The following is a 25,327-nucleotide window of genomic DNA, read 5'->3' as shown; positions in this document are numbered from 1 at the left end:
ATCACATTCCGATCGATGCGAAGAAGATGGCGAACACGCCGTCCATGACGATGACGAAGAAGATACCCTTCACCACCGACGCCGTGGTGTGCTGCCCGAGCGATTCCGCGCTGCCCTGCACGGCCAGGCCTTCGACGCAGGCGACGATGCCGATCACGGCGGCCATCACCGGCGCTTTCACGATGCCGACGATGAAATGATCGATCGAGATGGCGTCGCGCAGACGCAGCAGAAAAGCTTCGGGATCGACGCCGCCATAGAGCCACGCAACGAGGCCACCGCCATAGAGCGCAGCCATGGCACCGAGAAAAGCGAGGATCGGCAGCGCCAGCACCAATGCCAGCATGCGCGGCAGCACCAGCACCTCGATCGGGTCGAACCCCATGGTGCGCAGCGCATCGATCTCCTCGCGCATCTTCATCGAGCCAAGCTCGGCGGTGTAGGCGCTGCCGGAGCGGCCCGCGACCATGATCGCAACCAGCAGCACGCCGATCTCGCGCAACACCAGAACGCCGAGCATGTCGACCACGAAGATGTCGGCGCCGAAGCGGCGGAAATGGAAGATGCCTTGCTGGGCGATGATGCAGCCGATCAGGAAGGTGATCAGCACGATGATCGGCACCGCGCGCCAGCAGACCTGCTCCAGATGATGCACGGTCGAGGTCAGGCGGAGCGAGCGCGGATGGATCAGCACGCGCCCAACCGCAGCAAGCACCGCGCCGAGCATGTCGATCAGGCCCGCAACCGTGCCGCCGATGCCGGCCACGGCGCGGCCGATCTGCTCCAGCATGCCGGTGATGGTGATGGTGCTGCTCTCGATCACGGGGGTCGCCCTGACCCGCCGCACCTCGTCGACGAGGCTCGAATAATTGGCGGACAGGCCCGCGATCTGTGCCTCGACCGGGCCTTTGGTGAGGCTCCGGCGCAGCCGCTCGATCAGCCAGGCGCCAAAGGTGTCGAGCTTGGCGACCTCGGAGACGTCGATGAAGATGCTTTGCGGGCTGCCGGCGAGCTTCTCGGCGTCGGCCACCATCCGCTCCAGAACCGGGGCGAAGCTCGCGGTCCAGGTTCCGGTGGCGCAGAGGGCCAGCGCGTTGCCTTTGGCAATCCGTTCAAGCTTTGGATCGCCGCTCAAGAGGTCCGCTCCCGTGCCGGGGCGGAGAAAATCACATGGTTGCGCACGCGCCCGTACCCAGAGAAGGTATCCCCAACTGGTTAATGTTAGTTGCTAGAGGTAACTAGCAGGTTCAGATTTCGCCAGAGTTCAAAATGACTTCCAGCAAAGTTCCGGCGCTTTCCGCGCGAATCGAGCGCTTCCCCATCGCCGGCAGTTTCACCATCAGCCGGGGCGCCAAGACCGAAGCCGTCACGGTTGTGGCCGAAGTGAGCCAGAACGGCCTGACCGGCCGTGGCGAGTGCGTGCCCTATCCCCGCTATGGCGAGACGCCCGAGGCGACCCTTGCCGCCATCGAGGCCATGCAGGCGGCGGTTGCCGGCGGCCTGACCCGCCAGGCCCTGCAAGCCACCATGCCGCCGGGGGCGGCCCGCAACGCGCTGGACTGCGCCCTGATCGACCTGGAGGCCAAGGCGGCCGGCCTGCGGGCCTGGAACCTGCTGGACCGCCCGATCCCTGGCGAGCGCACCACCGCCTATACCATCTCGCTCGGCACGCCCGAAGCCATGGCGGCGGCGACCACGAAGGCGGCGCACCGGCCGCTGCTCAAGATCAAGCTTGGCGGCGACGCCGATCCGGAGCGGATCGCGGCGGTGCGCAAGGCCGCCCCCGATTCCGAGCTGATCGTCGATGCCAACGAGGCCTGGACCGAGGCCAATCTGGAGCACAATCTCGCCGCCTGCGCCGCCGTCGGCGTCACGCTGGTGGAGCAACCGCTGCCGGCCGGCAAGGACGCCGCGCTGGCGCGCATCAAGCGGCCGCTCGCGGTCTGCGCCGACGAGAGCGTGCATGACCGCAACTCGCTCGCGCCGCTGCGCGACCGCTATGACGCCGTCAACATCAAGCTCGACAAGACCGGCGGCCTCACTGAAGCACTGGCGATGGCCGATGCGGCGCAGGCGCTCGGCTTCGAGATCATGATCGGCTGCATGGTCGCGACCTCGCTGTCGATGGCGCCCGCGATGCTGGTGACGCCGCAGGCGCGCTTCGTCGATCTCGACGGCCCCTTGCTGCTCGCGCACGACCGCGATCACGGGCTGCGCTATGACGGCAGCCTGGTCTATCCGCCGGACTCCTCGCTCTGGGGCTGACTCATGAGCCGGCGCCGCGCCGCCCAGATCAGCAGCGCACCGCAAGCGGCGATCGCCGCCATCACATAGTACAGCCCCTCGCCGATCCACGCGTAGATCGCGCCCGAGGCGATCGAGCTCGCCGCGCCCAATACCCCGCTGCAAGCGGCGTAATAGCCCTGCCCGCGCGCGATCCGATGCGAGGGCACGCGCTGCACCAGCAGCGTCATGGTGCCGACCATGGTGACGCCGAAAGAGAGGCCGTGCCCCAGTTGCACGATCGCGAGCAGCGCCAGCGGCGGATCGTGCGCCGTGATCACCCAGCGCAGCACGGCGCTCGCGCCGCCGACCGCCATCAGCGTCGACGGATGCGGCGAGAAGCGCGGCGACAGCGCGAAGACGATGATCTCGGCGATCACCCCCAGCGTCCACAGCCCCGCGATGGTGAGCCCGCCGAGACCATGGGCCTGCCAGCTGATCGCCGAGAACGAGTAATAGGCGGCATGGCTGCCCTGGATCAGCGCGGCCGAGAGGATGATGGCCCAGAAGCCGGCATCGCGCAGCAGAGCCTCGCTGCCGGACTGGTCCGCAGCCTTGCGCCCGACGGCATCGAGCGGCTGGAGCAACAGTCCTGCGAGCGCCGCAACGACAGCCCAAGCGACGATGACCCAGATCAGCTCCTGCGTGGCGATGCTGTCGACGAGATAGCCGCAGGCGAGCGAGCCGGCGGCGAAGGCCGCCGACCCCCACAACCGCACCGGCCCGTAGTCGAAACCGTAGCGGACGACGCCGCGCAGCGCATAAGCATCGGTCAGCGGCACCACCGGCGTCCATACGATGCAGGTCGCCGCATAGAGCAGCAGCAGCGCCAGCGGCAGGTGCTGCAAGCCGACCAGGGCAAAGCCGACTGCGGTCGCGAACACCGAAACGATCATGGCGGCCCGAATCGCATGACGCTTTTCGGCCAGCGCAGTTGCGTAAGGCAGCGTGGTGAAGCGCGTGATCCCCGGCACGGCGTTGATGATGCCGATCCAGGCCGCATCGACGCCGACGGCCTTCAGCCAGACCGGAAAGAACGGCAGATGGGTGCCGGACACCGCGAACACGGCCGAATAGAACAGCGCGAGATGCACGGCGAATCGCCGCTTGTCAGAGGCTTGCGTGGGGATTTGTGATTCGGGTTGCATCAAACCAATTGCGATTCGGTCGATATCGTGGTGATCGTTACTGTAGCGCGCGGTGATTTGCGCGACGAGATTGTCATGGCCAACGAAGCATTCGCCCTCTCGCCTATGTCTGCCCGCGCGGCCGAGCCGAACGAGCAGGATTACGACGCGATCCGCGAAGCCTTCATGGAGACCGCGCGCGGCCGCTGGTTCCTCGGCGAATATGCCAAGCGCAATCGCAACGCCGACACCAGCATGGTGCTCGATGCGGTCGCCAAAATCGAGGAAGCCCTTGCGGCACAGCGGCAACCCGTCGTCGTGGACCGCCTGCCCGAGGCGCTGGTCGAGATCCGCCGCGCCATCCGCGAGGCCGAGACGATCGCGATCGCAGCCATCGACCCCGCCGCGATCGAGGCGAGCCTGGCGCCGATCCCGCGCGGCGTACGCATCATCAAGGAGATCTCCTGGCGCTGGCGCGAGATCGGCGCCGACGGGCGAATCTGCGACCTGATTGATTCGCAGCTCGCCTCCATCGAGGCCGCCTGCGGCCAGGTATCGCTCATCGACCCGCGCGCCGATCTTGCGGTCGCCTTCGAGCTCCTGAAGGACCGGGTCGATCAGACCGATGCGGACGGCGCGGCAGCGCCGAAAGCGGAGGCGCGCTCGCCGGCTCCGATGCAGGAAGAGCCGGCACCCGCCGGGGAAGCACCGCCCGCCGCGATGGCGAGTGAAGCCCCCGTGGCTTTTGCGGAGCCGCCGGAGGAGATCGTTGCGGCTCCCGAGCCGGAGCTGGCTGTCGGAGCGAGCGGCATTGCCGCGGCGATGTCTGTTGCGGCGGACGCGATGGATGTCGCGACCGAGCCAGAGATCGCCGAAAGCCACGCCGTGGCTGAGGAGAGCATTGCCGCGGTCGAGGAGAACCTCACTGATCCTGCCGCCGTCGGGGAGATCACCGACGAGTTCTCGCTCGATGCCGCAGCCGAGGCCGAGGACGACGCCGTGCTCGCGCGGATCGCGATGGAGATGGCCGCGCCCGATCCGGAGTTCGACGAGATCGTCGATCCCACGGAGATGGCCGCCGCGAGTCCGGAGCCGATGGCCGCGGAGGTCGCTGCACCGGTTGCCGTCGAGGCCCCCGCGCCGATCGCTCCGGTCGCGAGAGAGCCCGTCGTGGACGCGCCGATCGCGATGGAATCGCTCGCCCGCCTCACCGACGCCATCGCGGAAGCCGCCGCTGAAGTGATGGAGCAACCGGCCCCGGCCATGGCGGCGGCGACCGCATTCGGTGCAGCGCCGGCCGCGACACTCCCTCCGATGCCCTCGCCGCTGCCCGAGCCCTCGCTCGGCGCCACTATCCTGGCCAGCGGCATTGTGCAAAAGCCCCGCACTGCTGCGAATGACGCGCTAGCGCCGATCCGCCGCATGACGCAGGCCGAGAAGATCGCGTTCTTCTCGTAAGGCTGCCTCGTCCGTCATTGCGAGCGCAGCGAAGCAGCCGAGGCCAAGCCGCACAATTGTGACATCCACACGTCGCCCCTGCGACGCCCGCCGAAAAATGCGTGGAAATATTTCCGCGGAATCACGCCTCGACAATCGTCTTCATCATGAGAGCTGCGGTTCCTGCGTTTGCGACCGCAGCGAAGTGAGGCCTGCCTCCGATGAAGTTGTCTCTCCCGATCTCGACGGCCCTTGTCGGCGCGGCCATCGCGCTCTGCACCACGAACGCGATCGCGGCCGACCTGCCGCCCGACCCTCGCGAGACGCCGCTCGTTCGTTCGGGGCTGATCTATGGCTGGCAGGGCGCCTATGTCGGCTTCGCGGGCGGCGGATCGCTCGGACGCAGTCAGCATGTCGATCGTTTGACCGGTCGCGACGATACGCCGAGGTTCGACGTCAATGGCGGCATATTCGGCGGCACCGCCGGCTACAATTGGCAGGTCATGAGCTGGGTCATCGGCGCTGAGGGCGATTTGTCCTGGGCCGGCCAGAAGGGCAGCTCGGTCGACAGCGGCCCCGCGGGCAATCCGGACTTCACCAGCTTCACCAAGGTGCAATGGCTCGGCACGCTTCGCGGCCGCGTGGGATACACACCGGGAAACTTCCTGCTCTATGCAACCGCGGGCTACGCGGCCGCGGGTGTCGAGACCGGTGTGAGATCGTCGGCATCGGGCGCCGTCATGGACAGCGCATCGTCATGGCGATCGGGATGGACCGTGGGCGCCGGCGCCGAATGGGCATTCGCGCCCGCATGGTCGGCAAAGGTCGAATATCTCTACGCGAAGTTCGAAGACGGCGGCTTCGCCACGCCCAATCTTGGGACCGCCTTCGATCGCAGTCACGTCGCGCTCGACGACAACATCGTGCGCATCGGCGTGAATTACTATTTCAGCGGAATGCCAGTGCGACGCTATTAAGACGCTTCGACGACGACGCACTATTCTTCGGCTGCGACAAATTTCGAGTCATCCGCCGCGCTGATTTCTGCTATAGCTCGCGGCCAACAGGCGAGAGCGCGGCGGCAACGATTACGTTTGCTTTGAACCGATTGCTCATAAGCCGATCACATACACAGGGAATTTGCGCGATGTCAGACATCACGAACCCGTCGTCGAGCGCAGCCACGCGCCGCGCGGTCATTTCGAGAGGCCTTGGTGCTGCAGCAGTTGGCGTTGCCGCGAGCGCGATGACGACACGTGCCGCAAAGGCCGATGGAAAGAGCGCCTCGGCCAATGTGGCTGGCGGGAGCTCCGTCGCCAGCGCCGGCCCCGGCGGCAATTGCTTCCTGAAGGGCACGCGCATTGCCACGGCAAAGGGCGAGCGCAGGATCGAGGATCTCGCGGTCGGCGATTTTCTTCCGACAGCGTTCGGCGGCCTGCGCGCCATTGAATGGATCGGCCGGTTCAGCCGTGTCAGAAGCGATTCAGCCAAGGCCTGGGTGAAGAGCGCGCGGCCGGTCCGCATCGCCCGCTCGGCGCTCGCCCCCAACGTGCCGCACGCCGACCTCTACGTGACCCAGGGTCACGCCGTGCTGATCGACGGGCTGCTGATCCCGGCGGGCCATCTCGTCAACGGCACGACGATCTCGCTCGACGCAGCCGATGGGCACGATGTGCTTGAGTTCTTCCACGTCAAGCTCGAAACCCACGACGTCATCTTCGCCGAAGGCGCGCCTTGCGAGACGCTGCTCAAGGTCGACGAGACCATGAGCAATTTTGCGGACTACCTGCGCAAGCACGGCGAGCAGGACGCGCAGCAGGTTCACTGCGCCCCGATCGCGGGCAATGGACGCCGAAGCGCGATGTTGACGAAGGCGCGGCGCCTGGTTTCGCCCTTGCTCGGCCCGCAGAAGGTCGACGTCATCGGCGCCCGCCTCGGCGCGCGCGCATCGAACTTCATCTGAGTTCGGCCGCACCTGCCGGCTGGCTCTCGCTGATCACGCCCTTGCGGATCAGGAAGCAGCCATAGCCCCTGATGTCGCCGACCTGCACCACGCCAAAGCCCGCGGCCGCCGCACGATAGAAATCCGGCCGCGCAAGCTTGCCGGGCGTGACGGGGCGGCCGGCGGCGCGCACGATCTCCGCCAGCACCGCGCGCTGCACGTCCGGCACGCGGTCGGGATCGTCGACCGGCATCATCACGCGCACCGGATCGGGATCGAAATCGTCGAGCGGATAGAGCGTCATGATGGCGCGCACCGCCGTCTCCATGCGCATGCCCGGCAGCTGGATCAGGCGCTGCGACGATGTCGTCGCCGCGATGTGGGTCGCCGGATGATTGGCGTCGACGACCACGAGGTCGTCGCCATGGCCCATCGAGGCCAGCAGCCAGAGCAGGTCGGGCGTGAGGATCGGATCGATCGATTTCAGCATGGGACGGCGTTCTCCTCCATCGATCCCTGACCATAGCAGGTTCCCAGCGTGATTCAGATCACGCACGGGACTATGGGTGATCGCAATCACGGACCCAAGGCTCGAACGCGGCCAAGCTTCCCCGCAACCAATCTCGCATCGAGATTAGCCCCGAGGGAGCCGCCATGTTCCGCCTGAAATCCGTCCTGATGACTGCTGGCCTGCTGGGAAGCCTGTTCGGCTTCGCCTGCGGTCCTGTTTCCGCGCAAGTCGCCCCCGTCGAGCCGGCCGCGCCCAGCGCGCTGCAAGGCCCGGAGCAACGGGTGGCGCTGGTGATCGGCAATTCGAACTACCAGAACGCGCCACAGCTCCAAAACCCCGACAATGACGCGCAGTCGATGGCGCAGTTCCTGAACTCGGCTGGCTTCGAGGTGATCTCGGCGACCGACCTCTCCCAGAACGACATGCTTCGCGTCGTGCAGGATTTTTCCGCAAAAGTGTCCGCGCGCGGCCCGAACACGGTGGCGATGGTCTATTACGCCGGCCACGGCGTGCAGCTCGCCGGCGAGAACTATCTCGTTCCCATCGACGCAAAGGTCACGGACCAGACCGAGCTCGTCAACGACTCCGTTCGTCTCGTCGACGTGATGTCGACGCTGGAGACGATCCCGAGCCGCATGCGCATCGTCATCCTCGACGCCTGCCGCAACAACCCGTTCCCGAACGTGAACGACGCCGGCCGAGGCCTCGCCATCGTCGATGCGCCGAACGGCTCGATCGTCGGCTATTCGACCGCTCCGGGCGCCGAAGCGCTCGACGGTTCCGGCGGTCACAGCCCCTACACCCAGGCTTTCCTGAACATCGCGCGCGAGCCGAACGTGCCGATCGAGCAGCTGTTCAAGCGCGTGCGCCTCGCGGTCAACCAGACCACCAGCGGTGCACAGATTCCGTGGGAGAGTTCGTCGCTGACGTCTGACTTCACCTTCTTCGGCGACACCGCCGTTGCTGCCAACCGCGCGCCGGTGAATACGCCGGTGGTGCAGATGGCCTCCAACCTGCCGAGCCGCTCGACGCGCCAAGCCTATGACTACGTCGTGTCCGAGGGACGGCCGGAGTACTATCAGGAGTTCATCCAGATGTATCCGCACGACCCGCTGTGCGACCACATCCGCTGGCTGCTTGCAAACCTGCTGATCTCGCAGGCCTGGCACCAGGCGGTGCTGGTGAACTCGCCGGTCAGCTACAAGGCCTTCTACGAGAATTACGGCAACAGCCCCTATGCGCAGTCCGCACTGAAGCTCGAGTCGCAGCCGAAGCTGATCCCCCTGATGCAGGCCACGAAGTTTTTGGCTCCGCAGAACATTGCCCCGACCCTGAAGATCGGCAACCTCGGCCAGCCCAAATACATGCCTCTGATCCAGCAGGGCAATGCCGGCTCGCAGATCAACGGCAACCTGCCGGTCGTTCAGAAGCCGATCGACAATAACGTCATCGGCAAGCTCGGCAATGGCGGCCGGATCGTCAACCTGCCGGCAGGTAACCAGCTGAACGGCACGCCGTCACAGAACCCGGGCAAGATCGTCACCCTGCCCGCGCCGACCAACACCACGACGAACACTGGCGGCATCGGCAAGATCGTGACCCTGCCGGTGACCAACACCACGCAGAATGGCGGCAACAATGCCGGCACGACCAACGGCAACCCTGGCAAGATCGTGAGCATGCCGGTGAATATCGGCAAGGGTGGTTCGACTGTCGACATCAAGACCACCGACGTGAAGACGACGACCATCCAGACCCAGAACAACCCGATCCGCGTCAACACCGGCAACAACGTCAACACCGGCATCGTGAAGCTCAACAACAATCCGGTGAACAAGATCCAGGTGCAGAACAACCGTCCGCAATTCAACTCGTTCGGAAATGGCGGCGGCGGCAACAACTTCCGCCAGTCGATGAACCAGGCGCCCATGATGGGCGGTGGCGGCATGGGCGGCGGCGGCGGCCACCACGGCTTCGGGCACTGAAGAAGGTGCGCTCCCTCTCCCGCTTGCGGGAGAGGGCCGGGGTGAGGGTGCCTCCGCAATGGGATAGTCCCCGTGAGGAAAGAGCCCCCACCCGGCGCTTCGCGCCGACCTCCCCCGCAAGCGGGAGAGGTTGCACCGAGCAAGCGGATCGTTGATCCCGTCAAATCGGCGAAAAGACAAAGGGGCAGAGCGGCAACGCTCTGCCCCTTCTTCATGCGAGACGATCAGATCAGAAAATCAGGCCACCAGCTCGGCGAACAGATCGGCATCGACATTGCCACCGGAGAGCACGATGACGACATTCTTGCCGGCGACATCGAGGCGGCCGGCGAGCAGCGCGGCGAGGCCGACGGCGCCACCGGGCTCCACCACGAGCTTCAGCTCGTGATAGGCGAACGAAACGGCCGCGCCGACTTCCTTGTCCGAGGCAGTCACGCCGCGCGCCAAGAGCTTGCTATTGATCGCAAAGGTCATCTCGCCGGGGATCAGCGCCATCAGCGCGTCGCAGATGGTGCGGCCCGCCGGCGCATGCGGCTCGCGATGGCCTGCGGTCAGCGACAGGCCGTGATCGTCGAACGCTTCCGGCTCGGCGACCACGATCTCAGCTAGCGGATAGCGCGCCTTCACGGCAGTGGCGACGCCCGCGATCAGGCCGCCGCCGGAGGCCGGCGCCACCACGATATCGGGCGAGAGGCCGAGCGCTGCCATGTCCTCCGCGATCTCGCGGCCGGCAGTGCCCTGGCCGGCAATCACGAAGGGATCGTCATAGGGCCTGACCAGCGTCGCACCGCGCTTCTCGGCGATGCCGCGGGAGATCGCCTCGCGGTCGTCGTTGTAGCGGTCGTACAGCACGACATCGGCGCCGTAGGATTTGGTGCGCTCGCGCTTGGACAGCGGCGCGTCCGCCGGCATCACGATGGTCGCGTGCATGTCGAGGATCTTGGCCGCCGCCGCCACGCCCTGGGCGTGGTTGCCGGAGGAGAACGCGACGACGCCGCCGGCGCGCTTGTCCTGCGGGATCGAGAACACCTTGTTGAAGGCGCCGCGAAACTTGAAGGAGCCGGTGCGCTGGAGCATCTCCGGCTTCAGAAACACCTTGGCACCGACGCGCTCGTTGAGCACCGGAAAGGACAATAGCGGGGTGCGGATGGCAAAGGGCGCGATCACGCGCGCGGCGGCATCGATATCGGCAGGGCCGATCGGAAGGGGCTGTTCGGACATGGAGCGATGTTATCGCGGCCGGGGAGGCGCGGGCAAGACACCTCCGCGCGAGGATTTCCAAAGCGTTTTCGCGCGAAGTGGATACCGGTTCGCGTGAAGAAAACGCGTCAAAACATGAATCTAGGCGACGAAGCGAGGCTGTTCCGCGCCGTTCCGGCCCGGCAGCACGGCACCCACCGCCCGGATACTGTCCACAAAGGCCCTCGCCGAGGCCTCCCAGGTGTAATTGGAGGCGAATTCGACGCAGGCCTGCCTGGAAAGGTCGAGCGCGGCGAAGCAGGCATTGCGCAAATCATGATCCAGCGCGCCGACCGGCGCATCGCCGATCACGTCGCGCGGCCCCTTCACCGGGAACGCAGCAACCGGCAGGCCGCTCGCCAGCGCCTCGAGCAGGACCAGGCCGAACGTGTCGGTCCTGCTTGGAAACACGAAGACATCGGCGGCCGCATAGATGTCCGCCAGCTCCTCGCCGTGCTTCTCGCCTAAGAAGATCGCGTCCGGATAGGCCTCCTCCAGCGCGACACGGGCCGGCCCGTCGCCGACGATCACCTTGGTGCCGGGCAGATCGAGGTCGAGGAAAGCCTCGAGATTCTTCTCCACGGCGACGCGGCCGACCGAGAGGAACACCGGCGCCGGCAGGCAGAGATCGATGGCGCGGGGGTGGAACAGTTTGGTGTCGACACCGCGCGGCCAGAGCACGACATTGTCAAAGCCGCGGTCGGTCAGCTCGCGCGCGAGCGCAGACGTTGCCGCCATCACGGCGCGGCTGGGCGCGTGGAAGCGGCGCAATGCCCGCCAGATCAGTGCGCCCGGAACCGGCACGCGGGCGCGGACATATTCGGGAAAACGGGTGTGGAAGCTGGTCGTGAACGGCAGCTTGCGCTGCCGGCAATAGCGGCGGACCATCAGGCCGATCGGCCCTTCCGTGGCGATATGAATGCTGTCGGGACGCGCTTCCTCGATCAGCTTCGCGATACGGGCCGGGCGCGGCATGGCGAGCCGCACATCGCGGTAGCTCGGCATCGCAAAGGTTCGAAACGATTGCGGCGTGAGGAATGCGAATTCGACGCCGCGCCCATCGACGCCAAGGCCTTGGGCTGCGTCAGCAAGCTTGGTCAGCGTCCGAACCACACCGTTGACTTGCGGGTGCCAGGCGTCGGTCGCGACCAGGATGCGCATCAAGCAGCCCTTGCTGCCACCTGCGGAACTTGTGCCGGCTTCCGCAGATGATCGGCCCAGGTGATGATCTCGAAATGTCCGTCATCGTGCTCGACGAGCGCGGTGCAGCTCTCCACCCAGTCGCCGCAATTCATGTAGCGGATGCCGTTCTCGTCGCGGATCACGGCGTAGTGGATGTGGCCGCAGATCACGCCGTCGGCATCATGGCGCCGCGCCTCGGCGGAGAGCGCCTGCTCGAACGCGCCGATATAGTTCACCGCGTTCTTGACCTTCTGCTTGGCCCATTGCGACAGCGACCAATAAGGCACGCCGAACATGCGGCGGAAGAAGTTGACGAAGCGATTCATCTGGATCGCGAAGTCGTAGGCCTTGTCGCCGAGATGGGCGAGCCAGCGCGCGTTCTGCACGACGAGGTCGAAGATGTCGCCGTGGATGACGAGGTAGCGCTTGCCGTCCACCCCGGTGTGAACGGTGTTTTCGACGACGTCGATGCCGCCGAAATGCGTGCCGTAATAGTTGCGCAGGAACTCGTCGTGGTTGCCGGGCACATAGATGATCTTGGCGCCCTTGCGCGCCTTGCGCAGCAGCTTTTGCACCAGGTCGTTATGCGATTGCGGCCAGTGCCAGCTCGATTTCAGCGCCCAGCCGTCGACGATGTCGCCGACGAGATAGATCGTATCGGCGTCGTGGTAGCGCAGAAAATCCAGCAAAAGGTCGGCTTGTGAGCCGCGGGCTCCGAGATGAACATCGGAGATGAACAACGTGCGAAAGCGCCGCTCCGGGCTCTCGTCACTCACATCGTAACTTCCCATGCGACCGCCCGTAACAATTTCCCGTGACAGGGGGATGACGATTGAACCTTTGAGGCACCCTCAGATACGAATCAAACCTTGCCTCGCCCTCCCCGCGAATATCAGTCGCATGCGACAATCAGGCGACATGAGGCGGCAATGAGTGGCCCGTAGGAGCCCGGAAGGGCATGGCCTTATTGGTTAACGGGCGGCGATCCCCGAGGTGCAGGGCCGACGTCAGTAGAATCTGTGGAAATGATGGATCGGCCCGTGGCCGTGGCCAACGCTGAAGCGGTCGGCCGCCGCAATCGCCGCACTGATCCAGGCCTTGGCGTTGCGGGCCGCCTGCTCGAGCGCCTCGCCCCTGGCCAGACCCGCCGCGACCGCCGAAGACAGCGAGCAGCCGGTGCCATGGGTGTTGCGGGTCGCAGCGCGCGGCGCCGAAAGCGCGATCGCGTTATCGGGAGAGACGAGATAGTCGATGCTCTCGGCGCCCTCGCCGTGCCCGCCCTTGATCAGCACGGCACGGCAACCGAGCGCGAGCAGGCGACGCCCCTGGCTTTCGATGTCGGCTTCGCTGCGCGCGACAGGCTCATCGAGCAGGGCCGCTGCCTCCGGCAGATTGGGCGTGATCACCGAGGCGAGCGGCATCAGTTTCGTGCGCAGGGCCTCGACGGCCTCCGCGGCCAGCAGGCGGTCGCCGGAGGTTGCGACCATCACGGGATCGAGCACGACGTGACGCGGCGCCCAGCGCGACAGCGCGGCCGCGATCGCGTCGATGCTTGCCGCCTGCGCCACCATGCCGATCTTCACCGCACCGACATCGAGATCGGAGAACACAGCATCGATCTGCGCGGTGACGAACTCCGCCGGCACTGCGTGAATGCCGGTGACGCCTGTCGTGTTCTGCGCCGTCAGCGCCGTGATCGCGGAGGCGCCATAGACGCCGAGCGCGGCAAAAGTCTTCAGATCGGCCTGGATGCCGGCGCCGCCGCTCGAATCCGAGCCGGCGATGGTGAGCGCCACGGGCGTCGTCATCGCCGGGGACATTCGCTTGAAAGGGACACGGCCATGGCCTGTCCTAGCGCGCTCGCGGAGCGCCAGCAAGCCGCGCCGGGCCGCCGCGGCCCGCGGCCCCGCCGCTCGGGTGCTGGCGAATCACCTGAAGGCGCTCCCCCGCGGCATTGTCGACCCGAAATCGTGCACAGGCTGCAAAATAGCCTTGATGCTGCCTTGGCTCACATAGACGAATGAGACGTTGATAATGGAACCGTCCAGCGGCACCAATGTTGCGGGCCGACTCCGGCCCGCGAGCCTATCAGGGTGGAATCATGTGGGCCTATTTTGAACGCCTTCTCGACTCGTCGATGCTGTCACCGCACGGCATCTGCCTGTTGTGGGAGCCCGAGCTGATCTGGCTCCACGTGGTCTCGGACGCCTGCATCGCCCTCGCCTATTTCTCGATCCCGTTTGCGCTCGCGATCCTCGTCACCAGGCGGCGCGACCTCAGGTTCGGATGGGTGTTCTGGGCGTTCGCAGTCTTCATCATGGCCTGCGGCCTCACGCATGTGCTGTCGATCTACACGCTGTGGGTCCCGGTCTACGGCATCGAGGGCCTGGTCAAGGCGGCGACCGCCGTAGCGTCGGTGTTCACCGCCAGCGCGCTCTGGCCGCTGCTGCCGAAGATCCTGGCGATCCCCTCCCCGTTCGAGCTCAGGAAAGTCCAGGCCGCGCTCGAAGAGGAGGAGATCAAGACCCGGGATGCGACGCTGCTGCTGCAACAGGTCAACGACGCCCAGCGCGCGATGCGCGAGAGCGTGGCGCGCCTCACCGCGATCGTCGAGACCGCGGTCGACGGCGTCATCCTGTTCGATGCCGACGACCGCATCCTGCTGTTCAATCCGGCCTGCGAGCGGTTGTTCGGCTATCAGGCCAGCGAGGTGATGAACCGGAAGATCCAGCTCTTGATTCCCGGCGAGGCCAGCCCCGGGCCCGGCAGCCGCGCACGACATTTCGCGACCGGCGGCGAGGCGGTCGGCCTGCGCAAGGACGGGACGACCTTTCCTATGGATCTGTCGGTCGGCCAGGCGACGCAGGACGGCGAGCCGATCTTCGTCGGCATCGTCCACGACGTGACCGCGCGCAAGCTGACCGAGCAGCAGCTCCACCAGGCGCAGAAGATGGAGACGGTCGGCCAGCTCTCCGGCGGCATCGCCCATGACTTCAACAATCTCCTGACCGTCATCATCGGCAATGCCGAGCAACTGAGCGACCAGCTGAAGGCGAGACCAGATTTGCGGCGGTTCGCCGACGATATCTGCCAGTCGGGCGAGCGAGGCGCGGAGCTGACGCAGCAGCTGCTCGCGTTCAGCCGCCGCCAGCTGCTGCGGCCGCAGGCGATCGATTGCCGCGAGCTGCTCGAATTCATGCTCAAGCTGTTCAAGCGGACGTTGCGCGAAAACATCGAGATCACGACGGCCTTCGGGCCAGGCACGATCCAGGCTTTCGCCGATCGCACCCAGCTTGAATCCGCCGTGCTCAACCTTGCGCTCAACGCACAGGATGCGATGCCGAACGGAGGACATTTGACGCTGAGCACAGAGTTGGCGGCGATCGACGAGGACTACCGTGCGCTCCATCCCGAAGTGGCGTCCGGAAGCTACGCCCTGATCTCCGTCACCGATGACGGCGAAGGCATGACGCCGGAAGTCATCGAGCGCGCGTTCGAGCCGTTCTTCACCACCAAGGAAGTCGGCAAGGGTTCGGGTCTCGGGCTCAGCATGGTCTATGGTTTCGCCAAGCAATCCGACGGCCATGTCTCGATCTACAGCGAGCAAGGCTTCGGCACGACGGTCCGGATCTATTTGCCGCGCGCGGGCGCCGAACAATCGTCGGCCAAAGCGCCGGAGAACGAGGTAGCGGCGCCCCGCGGGCACGAAACCATCCTGATTGCGGAGGACGATCCGTTCGTGCGCTCCTCTGTCATCCACAGGGTGGAAGCCCTCGGCTATCGCGTTGTCGCTGCCGTCAACGGCAAGGAGGCCCTGGCGCGGCTCCGCACCGACCCCGGCATCGACATGCTGTTCACCGATATCGTCATGCCCGGCGGCATCAGCGGCTGGGAGCTTGCCGATCAGGCCCGGCGGATTCGCCCCGGCCTTCCGGTCCTGTTCACCTCGGGCTATGCGCTGGAGACCCTGGTCGAACAGGGCCGCGCGCAGGCGCAGGCCGTCGTCCTGACAAAACCCTATCGCAAGGCCGAGCTGGCGCAGCGGCTCAGGGACGCGTTCGCAGCAGTGGTCGTGACCTCCTGACGCACTCGGCGCGGGCCGCCGACCGGAATGTATCCGGCATGCTTCCGTGTGAGACGACGGAGCATATAATTGAGCCTTTATAGAATTAAAAAACTCAACGGCGCGCTTATTGTAGCGCTCGTCGTCATCAAGCCAGACGCGATCTTGGGTCCGGGGAGCCTCCCTGTGGATCCGCTGGCTTCGCTCGTTGAGGAGAAATCAAATGAACGCCATCGCTCAGCTTCTCGGCCGCTCGGGCCTTCTGAAGCACGACCTCGATTATCACCTGCTCCGCGCCGCAATGGTCATCATCTTCGCGTGGTTCGGATACGACAAATGGTTCGAATCTGAAATCCGAGGACTGCTGCCCATCATCACCCACGGCCCGTTTATCTTCTGGACGATTCCGGTCTTGGGCATTCGCGGCACCGCGATTTTTCTCGGCGCCTCAGAATGGACCTTTGGCACGCTGCTACTTCTGGGTTTCTGGAACAAGAAAGCGGGCATGCTCGGCGCCCTTGGTTCGACCTTCACCTTCATCGCAACCTTCACGGTCCTGCCGTTCGTTCCCGACGCGTGGGACGCTGGCGCCGGAGGCTTTCCAGCAATGACAATCAATTCGGCCTTCCTTCTGAAGGATCTCGTTCTGCTCGCCGTCTCTGTTTATCTCCTGAAGCAGGATGTCCAACGGGTGCTTGCCCGCGCCGATGCGACCGTCTGACCGGCCTCGACGTCCATGCTCCAGTGGACAGGGCCTGTAGCTCAATAACGCCGAGAAGGGCGGTCCGGATACCGGGCCGCCCTTCTCGTATCTGGAACGGACCAAAGCTGCGGCAAGCTCGCTTGCTAAATCCGGCCGGTTTTGGCCTATTAGAGCGTTTTCAAGCGAAGTGGATGCCGGTTCGCGTCAAGAAAACGCGTCAAAATAAGAAGCTAGAGCCCCGTTCGATGCCATCGGAACGGAATTGGCTCTAGCCCCCAAACGATGCCTTCGGAGTGACTGCAATGGTTCCCTTCTTCGTCCAGATCAAATGCAAGCTCGGCCAGTCCTACACGGTCGCCAACGCGCTCGCTGAAGCCGAGATCGCCTCCGAGATCTATTCCACCGCCGGCCATTACGACCTGCTGGTGAAGTTCTACGTCGACAACGACACCGATATCGGCCACTTCATCAACGAGAAGGTGCAGGTGCTGCCCGGCATCCAGGACACCCTCACCATCATCACCTTCAAGGCGTTCGGTTCGCGCTAGGCCGCAAGGCGCACGGTGAAGAGAACGGCATCTACGGCAATCCGTTGCGCTTGGGCGGTGTCGGCCCGTCGACGGGCGGCAACGACTTCAAATAGGCGGCCATCGCGGCGCGATCTTCCGGTGTCAGCAGCGCGAGGTTCTTGATCACCGGGCGCATCGAGCCGGAGGCGCTGTCACCTTCGGGCATGTCGCCGGTTTCGAGGAAGTCGGCGATTTCCTTCTCGCTCCAGCTACCCAAGCCCTTCTGCGTGATGTTCGGCACCCAGCCCTCGCCTTCGGGATTGGGACCGCCGGCGAAGCGCTCGCCGCGGATGACACCGCCGAGCGCATTGCGCGGGCTGTGGCATTCGGCGCAATGGCCAAGTCCGTTGACGAGATAGGCGCCGCGATTCCATTGCGCCGAGCGCGCGGTGTCCGCGCGAAACGGCCTAACATCCATGAACAGCAATTTCCAGATGCCGACATTGCGGCGGATGTTGAAAGGAAACGGCACGTCGTGGTCGCGCACCCGGCCGGACACGGGCGGCAGCGTCTTCAGATAGGCGAAGAGATCGCGGACGTCGTCGACCTTTGCAAGGTGGTAGGACGTGTAGGGGAACGCCGGAAAATAATGCGTGCCTTCGGGCGAGATGCCGCGCATCACGGCGTTGACGAAATCAGCCTCGCTCCAGCGCCCGATGCCGTCGGCAGGATCGGGCGAAATGTTCGGCGCGTAGAACGTTCCGAATGGCGAGCCGAGCGCCAGGCCGCCGCCGAGCCGCAAGCGATCGGGCTGGTTCGGCACTGCGTGACAGGACGAGCAGCCGCCAACGTTGAACAGCTCCTGCCCATTGGCGGGATCGGGGGCGTGTGTTGGTGCCGGCAATGCCAGCGCGGTCGGCGCGGTCAACCACCAATAGATGCCCAGGGCTGCGACGGCGGTGATCAGGATGACAAAAATTGTTCGTCGCAGCATTGCAGAATCCCATCGGGCTCGGACGAATTTACGGATCATCCCGTAGCCGCTCCAGCCACGAATAATTTAGATGGTTTGATCGGAATGCGGGAATAAAGTCAGACGCCTACTGTTTGCAAATTGACTGCAATCAGGCGTCAACAGGGAGAGACCCATGAACAAAGCCCTTTTAGCCACGCTGGCCCTCGGAGCCGCCGTCGCGTTCGCAGGCCCGGCCAGCGCGGAGAAACTGAAGGCTGTGCTGGACGGCAAGTCCGAAGTCCCCGCCACCACCAGCGGCGGCACTGGCGCGGCCGATCTCGACTATGACGCCGCCACCAAGAAGCTCTCCTGGAAGGTGAGCTATTCCGGCCTCTCCGGTCCCGCCACCGCCGCCCACTTCCACGGGCCCGCCGAGACCGGCAAGAACGCCGGCGTCGCGGTCCCGATCCCGGGCATCGCAACGAGCCCGACTGAGGGCAGCGCAACGTTGACCGACGCGCAGGCCTCCGATCTGCTCTCCGGCAAGCTCTACGTCAACATTCACACTGCGGCCAACCCGGGCGGCGAGATCCGCGGTCAGGTGACGAAGTAAACGACAAAGCTGCTTCGTTGCGGAAAGGCCGGACGCGAGGAGGGCGCGTCCGGCCTTTTCGATTCCGGGACGGGTGCGCGGTGTCTCGACGCGATGGGGGCGCCTTGCCAGGCTCCGCACTTCGGCCATACACTTGCAGAGCTCCTCAAGCCGAGCCGCAATCTTCAATTGCCGAATTTTGGGGTGGCCGTCGTGTGGTTCTCCAGCATTCCCACTCAGGCCGGGATCAAGGGACGGGCGCGCGCGCCGTTGTATGTGCTGGCCAGCGCCGTCGTTGCCGGCACGTTTTGCTCCTTCTCCGGATCGGCCGTCGCCCAAACCGATATGGAAAGGCAGGCGCAATGTGAGCTGTCCGCAATTCGCGACACCCGATCGGCCCTTGCCGTCCAATACATCCGTTCGGCCTGCAACTGGCTGGTCGTCAACCGCGACTCCCTGCTGAACGCATCCAGCAAGGGCTATTACATCTGTCTCGTGCAGCAACTCTCGGGCGCCCAGTCCAACGAGGCTGCCGCGGCCATCTTGTCGGCCTGTCGCGCGTCCAATCCGCTTTGAGTAGCGCTCAGGCCACGCTCAATGCCTGCGTGAGATCCGCGATCAGGTCCGACGGATTCTCGATGCCGATCGACAGCCGGATCGTGGAATCCAGAACGCCGATCTTGCGGCGGATGTCGGCGGGGACGCCGGAATGGGTCATCGTCGCCGGCAGGCTGGCGAGCGATTCCGTGCCGCCGAGACTCACCGCGAGCTTGAAGATTTGCAAGGCGTTGAGGAATTTCTCCGCGGCCACCTTGCCGCCGACGACGTCGAACGAGAATGTCGATCCTGCGCCCAGGCATTGCCGCGCGAACACGCGCCCGGCCGGCGACGCCTCGTCGTGATGGCCGAGATAATGGACCTTGGCGACCTTTGGATGGTCGCGCAAATAGTCGGCCATGAGGCGCGCATTGCTGTCGGCCTTCTCCATACGCAGGCTCAAGGTCTCGAGCGAGCGGTTGATCATCCAGCAGGAATGCGGATCGAGCTGGGTGCCGATTGCGCCGCGCAGCGCCTTGATGCCCTTCATGATCGCCTTGGTGCCGAGCGCGGCACCGGCGATCAGGTCGGAATGACCGCCGACATATTTGGTCAGCGAGTATAGCGAGATATCAGCGCCATGCTCGATCGGCCGCTGAAACACCGGGCCGAGCAGCGTGTTGTCGCAGGCGATGATCGGCGTGTGGCCCTGGGCCTCGCCGATCGTGTCGGCGACGCGGCGCATCAGCGCGATGTCGACGAGGCCATTGGTCGGGTTGGCCGGCGTCTCGACCAGGATCATCGAAACCCGGCCCTTGCGCATCGCCTCCTCGGCGGCCTGGTTGATCGCAGTCTCGTCGACGCCGTCCGCAAATCCGACCGCGCCGATCGAGAAACGCGACAGCGTGTTGGTCAGCAGCGTCTCGGTGCCGCCATAGAGCGGCTGGGAATGCAGGATGACATCGCCGGGACGGACAAACGCCAAAATCGTCGTCGAGATCGCCGCCATGCCGGACGAGAACAGCGCACAGCTCTCGGTGCGCTCGTAGATCGCGAGCCTGTCCTCGACGATCTCGCTGTTGGGATGGTTGAAGCGCGAATAGACCAGCCCTGCGCCCATGCCCTCCGGCGGCTCGCGCCGGCCGGCGACGTAATCGAAAAAGTCCTGCCCGTCCTCGGCCGTCCTGAACACGAAGGTCGAGGTCAAAAACACCGGCGGCTTGATGGCGCCTTCCGACAGCTGGGGATCGTAGCCATAGGTCAGCATCAGCGTTTCCGGATGCAGCATATGGTTGCCGATATGGGTCTTGGACGGGAACGGTTTTGCCATGGCCTGTCTCGCTGTTGCCTGGGATCCGCGCCGCGCGTCGGAACTCTGAACAGCGTGAGGCATCAACGCCGCGGCGGCTGACGTGAAGATAGCCGCTCCAGCAGCGATCCGTCAGGCCTTGCCAAAAGAAATAGCTATGATGAAGCGCTCGTAGCCCGGATGGAGCGGAAGCGCAATCCGGGGCAGACTTATCGGCTCGCACAGGTTTACCGGATTTCGCTGCGCTCCATCCGGGCTACGAACTGCAACCGCTACTTCAGCTTCAGCCGATACGTCTCGTGGCAATCGTTGCAACGGTCGTTCATTGCGGTGTAGGCGGTCTTCAGGCTCGCGAGATCGGTGATCTTGCCCTTCACATCCGCGATTGCCTTCTGCACCGGCGGAATCTTGGAGTCGAAATCGGCCTTGTTCTGCCAGACCTTCGGCGACGAGCCGTAGTTCGCGTTGACCACGTCCTGCTTGGGATTGACCTCAAAAGTCTTGGCGATCTTGGCGACATCGGCCTCTAGACTGGCCACCGCCTCGTCGACGGCCTTCTGGTTGTAGGGGATGTCGCCCTTCGTCATCTTCAAGATGACGCCGTACATGCTCTTGGCCTGCGAGCGCATCAGATTATCCTGCTGGACCGCAACCTCCTGCTGCGCCATCACGGCGCCGGCACCCAGAAGCAGGGTGCCCGCGACAATCAACGTACGTTTCATCGGCTTATTTCTCCGGAGCGCAAGGCGGTTGGGGGAAAGAGATCATTCAGGAATAGAACCCGGCAGCGGGGGTTTATTCCCGCCGCGGAGGTTCCGATCTCAGAGACTGTGGCGGCGATGGTGCTCGTTGATCGCGATCCAAACACGTTCGGGTGTCGCCGGCATGTCGATGTGGTCGATCCTGTACTCGCGCCACAGTCCGTCGACGATGGCGTTGACGACGGCCGGACAGGAACCGATTGCGCCGGCCTCGCCCGCGCCCTTCACACCCAGCGGATTGGTCTTGCAGGGGATGTTGTTGGTCTCGAACAGGAAGGACGGGCCATCTGCCGCACGCGGCAGCGCGTAGTCCATGAAGGTCGCCGTGATGAGCTGGCCGTCACCCGCGCCATAGACCACCTGCTCCATCAGCGCCTGGCCGATGCCCTGCATGGCGCCGCCATGCACCTGCCCCGCCAGCAGCAGCGGATTGAGCGTCTTGCCGAAATCGTCGACGATGACGTAATTCACGATCTTGATGATGCCGGTTGCCGGATCGATCTCGACTTCCGCGACATGCGTGCCGTTGGGATAAGTGCCGTCGGCGCTGGTAAAGGTCGCGCTGGCGTTCAGCTTCGAGGGATCGGCGCCCGCGCGCTTGGCAACATCGGCAAAACTCATCGAACGGTCGGTGCCGGCGATGCGCACGAGACCGTCGGTGATCTCGAGGTCGCCGGCGCTCGCCTCCAGCGCTTGCGCTGCGATCTCTTTCAGCTTCTGCCCGAGTTCGCGGGTGGCGCGCTCGACGCTGACGCCGCCCGAGGGAATCGAGGCCGAGCCACCGGTGCCGAGGCCGGTCGCGATCTCGGCGGTGTCGCCCTGGTGGATGTGCACGCGTTCCGGCGGCAGGCCGAACTGCTCGGCGACGATCTGCGCATAGGCGGTCTGGTGGCCCTGCCCGCTCGACTGGGTGCCGATCAGGATGGTGACGTCGCCATTGGGGTCCATCCGCACATTGGCGGTTTCTTCGCCCATGGTGCCGCAGACTTCAACATAGCTCGCCAAGCCAATGCCGCGGATCAGGCCGTCTTTCTTGGCCGCCTTGGCGCGCTTCGAAAACTCCTTCCAGTCGGCGATCTCCATCGCGCGCTTGAGATGCGCGGCGAAGTCGCCGGAATCATAGACCTTGCCGGTCGCCGTCGTGTAGGGCAGCGCCTTCGGCTGGATGAAGTTCTTGCGGCGGATGGCGTCCGGCGTCATATCGAGTTTTCGCGCGCAGGCGTCGACCAGGCGCTCGATGACATAGGCCGCCTCGGGCCGGCCCGCGCCACGATAGGCGTCGACAGGCACGCTGTTGGTGAAGATGGTGCGCACCCGGCAATGGAACGCCTGGATGTCGTAGAGGCCCGGCAGCATGCCGGCGCCGCCATGCGGGATGTAGGGCCCGAAGGTCGAGAGATAGGCGCCCATGTCGCCCATCAGGTCGCAATCCATCGCGAGGAATTTTCCGTCCTCGGCGAGCGCCATCTTCGCGGTGGTGACATTGTCGCGGCCCTGCGCATCGCCCATGAAATGTTCGGAGCGATCCGCCGCCCATTTCACGGCCTTCTTCAATTTGCGCGCGGCAACCGCCATCAGCGCGTATTCCCGATAGGGAAACAGTTTCGTGCCAAAGCCGCCGCCGACATCGGGACAGATCACCCGCATCTTGTCGGTCGGGATCTTCAGCACGTTCTGGCAGAGGATGTCGCGCAGCCGATGGCTGCCCTGGCTGCCGACGGTCAAGGTCAGATGATCGTTCTTGGCGTCATATTCGCAGACCGCCGCGCGCGTCTCCATGAAGCTCGCGACCACGCGCGGATTGACGATCGAGATCTCGGCGACCGCATGCGCTTTCGCAAAGGCGGCCTCGGTCGCGGCCTTGTCACCGATCGCAACGTCGAACAGCACGTTGCCTGATTTGTCCGGCCAGACCTGCGGCGCGCCCTTCTTGACGGCGTTGACGACGCCGGTCACCGCAGGCAGCGGCGACCATTTGACCTCGATCACCTCGATCGCGTCGCGCGCCTGGTCGATGGTCTCGGCCACGACGAAGGCGATGCAATCGCCGACATGGCGCACCTCATCCTTCGCGAGGATCGGGTAAGGCGGGCCGGTGAACGGATCGGTCTCGAAATTGAACAGGCACGGCAGATTACCGAGATCCTTCACGTCGTCAGCGGTCAAAATCAGCGCGACGCCGGGGAGCCCGCGAGCCCGGCTCGCATCGATGGTGTATTTGGCGTGCGCATGCGGCGAGCGCAGCATCAGGCAGCGCAGCGCGGCCTGCGGCGCGTAGTCGTCGGTGTAGCGGCCCTTGCCGCGGATCAGCGCGTCGTCCTCCTTGCGCAGCACGCTCTGGCCAACGCCGAACTTGATGGGAGCCGCCATTTTCTTGTCCCGTCCTATGGTTGTTTTGCCGGGCATATTGCCGTGGAAAAAGTGGCAAGGCAAACGGGTTTGTCGCTATCCGACCTCGGTCCCGGCTGGGCTATTTCTGCTGAGACCGCCGCGACGCGTGGGGCAGGAACAAATCCTCGTTGCAAAAGCTTGTATCTGCGGAGACGGAATCCGGTGGCCATACGGCGTAATGCCCGTGTGGCCGAGTTTACGCCCCCAATGAACGAGTGGATCCATGCCCGACCCGACCGAAGAACAGATCCGAATCCGCGCGCATCGATTGTGGGACGTTGCCGGACGGCCTGAGGGGCGCGAGGACGAATTCTGGCACGAAGCCGAACGCGAATTGAAGGACGGCGCCACAAACAATCCCGACGAGAAGTCCGAGACATTTCTCGAGTAGAAGGCACGGCCCGCGAAAATCCCGCAGCCCTCGCCTGTCAGAGCGGGATGGGACGGAAAGGGCGCAGTTCACTCGCCTCCCTGTGAAGATCGATGATCCTGCGGACGTCTTCGGCGCGATCGGTCTCTGCCAGCCGGCTCGCATAGACCATGCGGCGCACGACCGCCGAGGACTGAAACGTCCAGTATTGCGTCATCAGCGGGTTGATGAAGAGCTCGTTCCCGCTGGTCCGGTTGGTGGCATGATAGTTGCCGAACTCGCCCCGCAGTGCACTCGCGATCGAATTGCAGACGATGCTCGGGTGCTGCGGCTGGCGCTGGTTGGCGTAGTCGACCAGATCGAGGAAGGCATCGGCTTCCTTGCTGCCCTGCGACAACGAAAACATCCCGAGAAATCCCCCATCGCGAATCAGTCGCGCTGTGTTCTCCAGGAACGCATGGTGCGAGACGCCGTGGTAATGATCGACGCCGAAGCCGATCGCGGCGAGCAGCACTCGCTCGCCCGCGGCCTGATCGGCGGCAACAAGCGAGATCGCGTCCTCGACAGCACTGCCGACACCGGGCTCGTCGCCGAACACGAGGCTGTCCGTTCCGCCATCGACCAGGACAACGGTGTCGATGTCATGGCGGTCGATGATCGAACGATACGCCGCCGCGAGCGGGCGAACGCCGCTCTTCGCAAACGCATACGTCGGCACGAGCTGCTCGCGCCGGCCGAGCCATTCGCTCAGCCATTTCTCCGGAAAGTACGGAATTTCGGCGGCCCGCTGATCGACGCGCCAAACCGTCTCCCCGACACGCTCGCCGCCGCACAACCACAAATTCGTGAATGAGAGGCTGGCAAACACCACCTGCTTGCCCTGCGTCGTCAGGTGCTGTGCGAGCGGAACGCCGACGAAGACGTCGAAGCCACCGCCGCAGCCGGAAACCAGGACTTTGCTTGCCCGATCGAGTCGTTCAAGAAACGGAATCATGCTCGAAGAACCATATGGTTGATCACTTATATCACGCCCCGGCTCCATGGATCCGTTGCGCGATCTCTAAGCTTATCGATAGCGCGTTGAGGCGAGGCGTAGTCGATCTCGCCGCGCGTCAAACCGATATCCATCAGCTCCCTGTCACTCAGGTCCTGCAAGTTGACCCGCGGGCGCGAACGCAAGCCTCGAAACGCAAGCCAATATTGCTTGAGCAGACCGACGACGCCTAGTGCCGCTGGCCCGGCTGCATCCTTGTCCGACAAAGCGTCGTCCAGCGCCGTGGCCGACGCCTTGAGGCGCGCGGCCAAGGCCTGGTCGATGGCGTCCTTTGCCTGCACGATGGAGATATTGAGGCCGCGCCTTGCGGCCTCGCCTTCAATCCCGGGTGAGACGTCCGTTAGTTGAGGTGGCATCGCACGCTCCTGCTGTTGAGC

24 protein-coding genes are annotated in these 25,327 nt (G+C 64.7%); 11 read left to right on the top strand and 13 right to left on the bottom strand.

Features of this window, described 5'->3' with window-relative positions; genetic code table 11:
• Position 1: 1 nt before the first annotated feature.
• On the bottom strand, positions 2-1,135 hold the full coding sequence (locus IC761_RS12215) for an MlaE family ABC transporter permease (RefSeq protein WP_195803486.1): 1,134 nt from the start codon (positions 1,133-1,135) through the stop codon (positions 2-4).
• A 134-nt stretch (positions 1,136-1,269) separates the two neighbouring features.
• Between IC761_RS12215 and dgcA the strand changes: the two genes are divergently transcribed.
• Positions 1,270-2,265, top strand: coding sequence for an N-acetyl-D-Glu racemase DgcA (dgcA, locus tag IC761_RS12210; RefSeq protein WP_195803485.1), 996 nt, complete (start codon positions 1,270-1,272; stop codon positions 2,263-2,265).
• Here the strand turns inward: dgcA and IC761_RS12205 are convergent.
• Positions 2,235-3,431 carry an MFS transporter gene (locus IC761_RS12205; RefSeq protein ID WP_195803484.1) on the bottom strand — a complete coding sequence of 399 codons (1,197 nt, stop codon included), beginning with the start codon at positions 3,429-3,431 and terminating at the stop codon, positions 2,235-2,237. The two genes, dgcA and IC761_RS12205, sit on opposite strands and share 31 nt — an antisense overlap.
• A 75-nt stretch (positions 3,432-3,506) precedes the next feature.
• On the opposite strand from IC761_RS12205, the gene IC761_RS12200 reads away from it, so the two are divergent.
• The 3 genes from IC761_RS12200 (at position 3,507) to IC761_RS12190 (ending at position 6,810) form a co-directional block, all read left to right on the top strand.
• Entirely contained in the window at positions 3,507-4,868 is a 1,362-nt protein-coding gene (locus IC761_RS12200; protein WP_195803483.1) for a hypothetical protein, read from the top strand.
• Between the two features lie 200 nt (positions 4,869-5,068).
• A complete protein-coding gene (locus tag IC761_RS12195) occupies positions 5,069-5,824 on the top strand; it encodes an outer membrane protein (protein ID WP_195803482.1) in 756 nt (251 codons plus the stop codon).
• A 170-nt stretch (positions 5,825-5,994) separates the two neighbouring features.
• Positions 5,995-6,810: a Hint domain-containing protein gene (locus tag IC761_RS12190; protein ID WP_195803481.1), complete on the top strand. Its 816-nt coding sequence runs from the start codon at positions 5,995-5,997 to the stop codon at positions 6,808-6,810.
• On the opposite strand, the gene IC761_RS12185 is transcribed toward IC761_RS12190, so the two are convergent.
• On the bottom strand, positions 6,803-7,279 hold the full coding sequence (locus IC761_RS12185; protein WP_195803480.1) for an RbsD/FucU family protein: 477 nt from the start codon (positions 7,277-7,279) through the stop codon (positions 6,803-6,805). The genes IC761_RS12190 and IC761_RS12185 overlap by 8 nt on opposite strands.
• Before the next feature lie 164 nt (positions 7,280-7,443).
• On the opposite strand from IC761_RS12185, the gene IC761_RS12180 reads away from it, so the two are divergent.
• A complete protein-coding gene (locus IC761_RS12180; protein WP_195803479.1) occupies positions 7,444-9,285 on the top strand; it encodes a caspase family protein in 1,842 nt (613 codons plus the stop codon).
• 237 nt (positions 9,286-9,522) lie between these two features.
• Here the strand turns inward: IC761_RS12180 and IC761_RS12175 are convergent, their stop codons facing one another.
• The 4 genes from IC761_RS12175 to thiD all read right to left on the bottom strand — a co-directional run bounded on the left by IC761_RS12175 (position 9,523) and on the right by thiD (position 13,514).
• Positions 9,523-10,506, bottom strand: a complete 984-nt coding sequence (locus tag IC761_RS12175; protein WP_195803478.1) for a threonine/serine dehydratase family protein — start codon at positions 10,504-10,506, stop codon at positions 9,523-9,525.
• A 120-nt stretch (positions 10,507-10,626) separates the two neighbouring features.
• Positions 10,627-11,685, bottom strand: coding sequence for a glycosyltransferase family 4 protein (locus tag IC761_RS12170; RefSeq protein ID WP_195803477.1), 1,059 nt, complete (start codon positions 11,683-11,685; stop codon positions 10,627-10,629).
• A complete protein-coding gene (locus tag IC761_RS12165) occupies positions 11,685-12,497 on the bottom strand; it encodes a UDP-2,3-diacylglucosamine diphosphatase (protein WP_195803476.1) in 813 nt (270 codons plus the stop codon). The genes IC761_RS12170 and IC761_RS12165 overlap by 1 nt, the downstream gene beginning before the upstream one ends.
• A 216-nt stretch (positions 12,498-12,713) precedes the next feature.
• Positions 12,714-13,514, bottom strand: coding sequence for a bifunctional hydroxymethylpyrimidine kinase/phosphomethylpyrimidine kinase (thiD, locus tag IC761_RS12160; protein WP_195803475.1), 801 nt, complete (start codon positions 13,512-13,514; stop codon positions 12,714-12,716).
• Positions 13,515-13,807: 293 nt separating this feature from the next.
• On the opposite strand from thiD, the gene IC761_RS12155 reads away from it, so the two are divergent.
• From IC761_RS12155 to IC761_RS12145, 3 genes are all read left to right on the top strand, one after another.
• Positions 13,808-15,790 (top strand): PAS domain S-box protein, encoded by a 1,983-nt coding sequence (locus tag IC761_RS12155; protein WP_246791503.1) that lies wholly within the window; start codon positions 13,808-13,810, stop codon positions 15,788-15,790.
• Positions 15,791-15,992: 202 nt separating this feature from the next.
• Positions 15,993-16,490, top strand: coding sequence for a YkgB family protein (locus tag IC761_RS12150; protein ID WP_195803474.1), 498 nt, complete (start codon positions 15,993-15,995; stop codon positions 16,488-16,490).
• A 284-nt stretch (positions 16,491-16,774) separates the two neighbouring features.
• The gene (locus IC761_RS12145; RefSeq protein ID WP_195803473.1) at positions 16,775-17,020 is read left to right on the top strand and encodes an Lrp/AsnC ligand binding domain-containing protein; all 246 of its coding nucleotides are present in this window, start codon (positions 16,775-16,777) and stop codon (positions 17,018-17,020) included.
• 31 nt (positions 17,021-17,051) lie between these two features.
• Here the strand turns inward: IC761_RS12145 and IC761_RS12140 are convergent, their stop codons facing one another.
• Positions 17,052-17,975, bottom strand: a complete 924-nt coding sequence (locus IC761_RS12140; protein WP_195803472.1) for a c-type cytochrome — start codon at positions 17,973-17,975, stop codon at positions 17,052-17,054.
• Between the two features lie 154 nt (positions 17,976-18,129).
• Between IC761_RS12140 and IC761_RS12135 the strand changes: the two genes are divergently transcribed.
• Positions 18,130-18,549 (top strand): CHRD domain-containing protein, encoded by a 420-nt coding sequence (locus tag IC761_RS12135; protein ID WP_195803471.1) that lies wholly within the window; start codon positions 18,130-18,132, stop codon positions 18,547-18,549.
• Positions 18,550-18,741: 192 nt separating this feature from the next.
• Positions 18,742-19,104 (top strand): VF_A0006 family four-cysteine protein, encoded by a 363-nt coding sequence (locus IC761_RS12130; protein WP_246791502.1) that lies wholly within the window; start codon positions 18,742-18,744, stop codon positions 19,102-19,104.
• Between the two features lie 7 nt (positions 19,105-19,111).
• Here the strand turns inward: IC761_RS12130 and IC761_RS12125 are convergent, their stop codons facing one another.
• From IC761_RS12125 to IC761_RS12115, 3 genes are all read right to left on the bottom strand, one after another.
• Positions 19,112-20,395, bottom strand: a complete 1,284-nt coding sequence (locus IC761_RS12125; RefSeq protein WP_195803470.1) for a cystathionine gamma-synthase family protein — start codon at positions 20,393-20,395, stop codon at positions 19,112-19,114.
• A gap of 251 nt (positions 20,396-20,646) precedes the next feature.
• The gene (locus tag IC761_RS12120) at positions 20,647-21,096 is read right to left on the bottom strand and encodes a c-type cytochrome (protein ID WP_195803469.1); all 450 of its coding nucleotides are present in this window, start codon (positions 21,094-21,096) and stop codon (positions 20,647-20,649) included.
• A 99-nt stretch (positions 21,097-21,195) separates the two neighbouring features.
• Positions 21,196-23,505: a xanthine dehydrogenase family protein molybdopterin-binding subunit gene (locus tag IC761_RS12115; RefSeq protein WP_195803468.1), complete on the bottom strand. Its 2,310-nt coding sequence runs from the start codon at positions 23,503-23,505 to the stop codon at positions 21,196-21,198.
• Positions 23,506-23,749: 244 nt separating this feature from the next.
• Here IC761_RS12115 and IC761_RS12110 point away from each other — a divergent pair, with 244 nt between their 5' ends.
• A complete protein-coding gene (locus IC761_RS12110; protein WP_195803467.1) occupies positions 23,750-23,917 on the top strand; it encodes a DUF2934 domain-containing protein in 168 nt (55 codons plus the stop codon).
• 37 nt (positions 23,918-23,954) lie between these two features.
• Here the strand turns inward: IC761_RS12110 and IC761_RS12105 are convergent, their stop codons facing one another.
• Both IC761_RS12105 and IC761_RS12100 read right to left on the bottom strand, forming a co-directional pair.
• Complete coding sequence (locus tag IC761_RS12105) at positions 23,955-24,890, bottom strand: DUF1152 domain-containing protein (protein WP_195803466.1); 936 nt, start codon at positions 24,888-24,890, stop codon at positions 23,955-23,957.
• Between the two features lie 26 nt (positions 24,891-24,916).
• Entirely contained in the window at positions 24,917-25,306 is a 390-nt protein-coding gene (locus IC761_RS12100; protein WP_195803465.1) for a YjiS-like domain-containing protein, read from the bottom strand.
• Positions 25,307-25,327 lie beyond the last annotated feature (21 nt).

The organism is Bradyrhizobium commune, assembly GCF_015624505.1.
GTDB lineage: Bacteria > Pseudomonadota > Alphaproteobacteria > Rhizobiales > Xanthobacteraceae > Bradyrhizobium > Bradyrhizobium commune.
Note: the sequence above shows the minus strand (reverse complement) of the source record. Positions and strands in the feature narration are given on the sequence as shown.

Excerpts from the sequence above, each read along its gene's own strand:
- dgcA (WP_195803485.1), top strand. The coding sequence starts at position 1,270 with ATGACTTCCAGCAAAGTTCCGGCGCTTTCCGCGCGAATCGAGCGCTTC.
- IC761_RS12205 (WP_195803484.1), bottom strand. The coding sequence starts at position 3,431 with ATGCAACCCGAATCACAAATCCCCACGCAAGCCTCTGACAAGCGGCGA.
- IC761_RS12200 (WP_195803483.1), top strand. The coding sequence starts at position 3,507 with ATGGCCAACGAAGCATTCGCCCTCTCGCCTATGTCTGCCCGCGCGGCC.
- IC761_RS12195 (WP_195803482.1), top strand. The coding sequence starts at position 5,069 with ATGAAGTTGTCTCTCCCGATCTCGACGGCCCTTGTCGGCGCGGCCATC.
- IC761_RS12190 (WP_195803481.1), top strand. The coding sequence starts at position 5,995 with ATGTCAGACATCACGAACCCGTCGTCGAGCGCAGCCACGCGCCGCGCG.
- IC761_RS12185 (WP_195803480.1), bottom strand. The coding sequence starts at position 7,279 with ATGCTGAAATCGATCGATCCGATCCTCACGCCCGACCTGCTCTGGCTG.
- IC761_RS12180 (WP_195803479.1), top strand. The coding sequence starts at position 7,444 with ATGTTCCGCCTGAAATCCGTCCTGATGACTGCTGGCCTGCTGGGAAGC.
- IC761_RS12175 (WP_195803478.1), bottom strand. The coding sequence starts at position 10,506 with ATGTCCGAACAGCCCCTTCCGATCGGCCCTGCCGATATCGATGCCGCC.
- IC761_RS12170 (WP_195803477.1), bottom strand. The coding sequence starts at position 11,685 with ATGCGCATCCTGGTCGCGACCGACGCCTGGCACCCGCAAGTCAACGGT.
- IC761_RS12165 (WP_195803476.1), bottom strand. The coding sequence starts at position 12,497 with ATGGGAAGTTACGATGTGAGTGACGAGAGCCCGGAGCGGCGCTTTCGC.
- thiD (WP_195803475.1), bottom strand. The coding sequence starts at position 13,514 with ATGACGACGCCCGTGGCGCTCACCATCGCCGGCTCGGATTCGAGCGGC.
- IC761_RS12155 (WP_246791503.1), top strand. The coding sequence starts at position 13,808 with ATGTGGGCCTATTTTGAACGCCTTCTCGACTCGTCGATGCTGTCACCG.
- IC761_RS12150 (WP_195803474.1), top strand. The coding sequence starts at position 15,993 with ATGAACGCCATCGCTCAGCTTCTCGGCCGCTCGGGCCTTCTGAAGCAC.
- IC761_RS12145 (WP_195803473.1), top strand. The coding sequence starts at position 16,775 with ATGGTTCCCTTCTTCGTCCAGATCAAATGCAAGCTCGGCCAGTCCTAC.
- IC761_RS12140 (WP_195803472.1), bottom strand. The coding sequence starts at position 17,975 with ATGCTGCGACGAACAATTTTTGTCATCCTGATCACCGCCGTCGCAGCC.
- IC761_RS12135 (WP_195803471.1), top strand. The coding sequence starts at position 18,130 with ATGAACAAAGCCCTTTTAGCCACGCTGGCCCTCGGAGCCGCCGTCGCG.
- IC761_RS12125 (WP_195803470.1), bottom strand. The coding sequence starts at position 20,395 with ATGGCAAAACCGTTCCCGTCCAAGACCCATATCGGCAACCATATGCTG.
- IC761_RS12120 (WP_195803469.1), bottom strand. The coding sequence starts at position 21,096 with ATGAAACGTACGTTGATTGTCGCGGGCACCCTGCTTCTGGGTGCCGGC.
- IC761_RS12115 (WP_195803468.1), bottom strand. The coding sequence starts at position 23,505 with ATGGCGGCTCCCATCAAGTTCGGCGTTGGCCAGAGCGTGCTGCGCAAG.
- IC761_RS12110 (WP_195803467.1), top strand. The coding sequence starts at position 23,750 with ATGCCCGACCCGACCGAAGAACAGATCCGAATCCGCGCGCATCGATTG.
- IC761_RS12105 (WP_195803466.1), bottom strand. The coding sequence starts at position 24,890 with ATGATTCCGTTTCTTGAACGACTCGATCGGGCAAGCAAAGTCCTGGTT.
- IC761_RS12100 (WP_195803465.1), bottom strand. The coding sequence starts at position 25,306 with ATGCCACCTCAACTAACGGACGTCTCACCCGGGATTGAAGGCGAGGCC.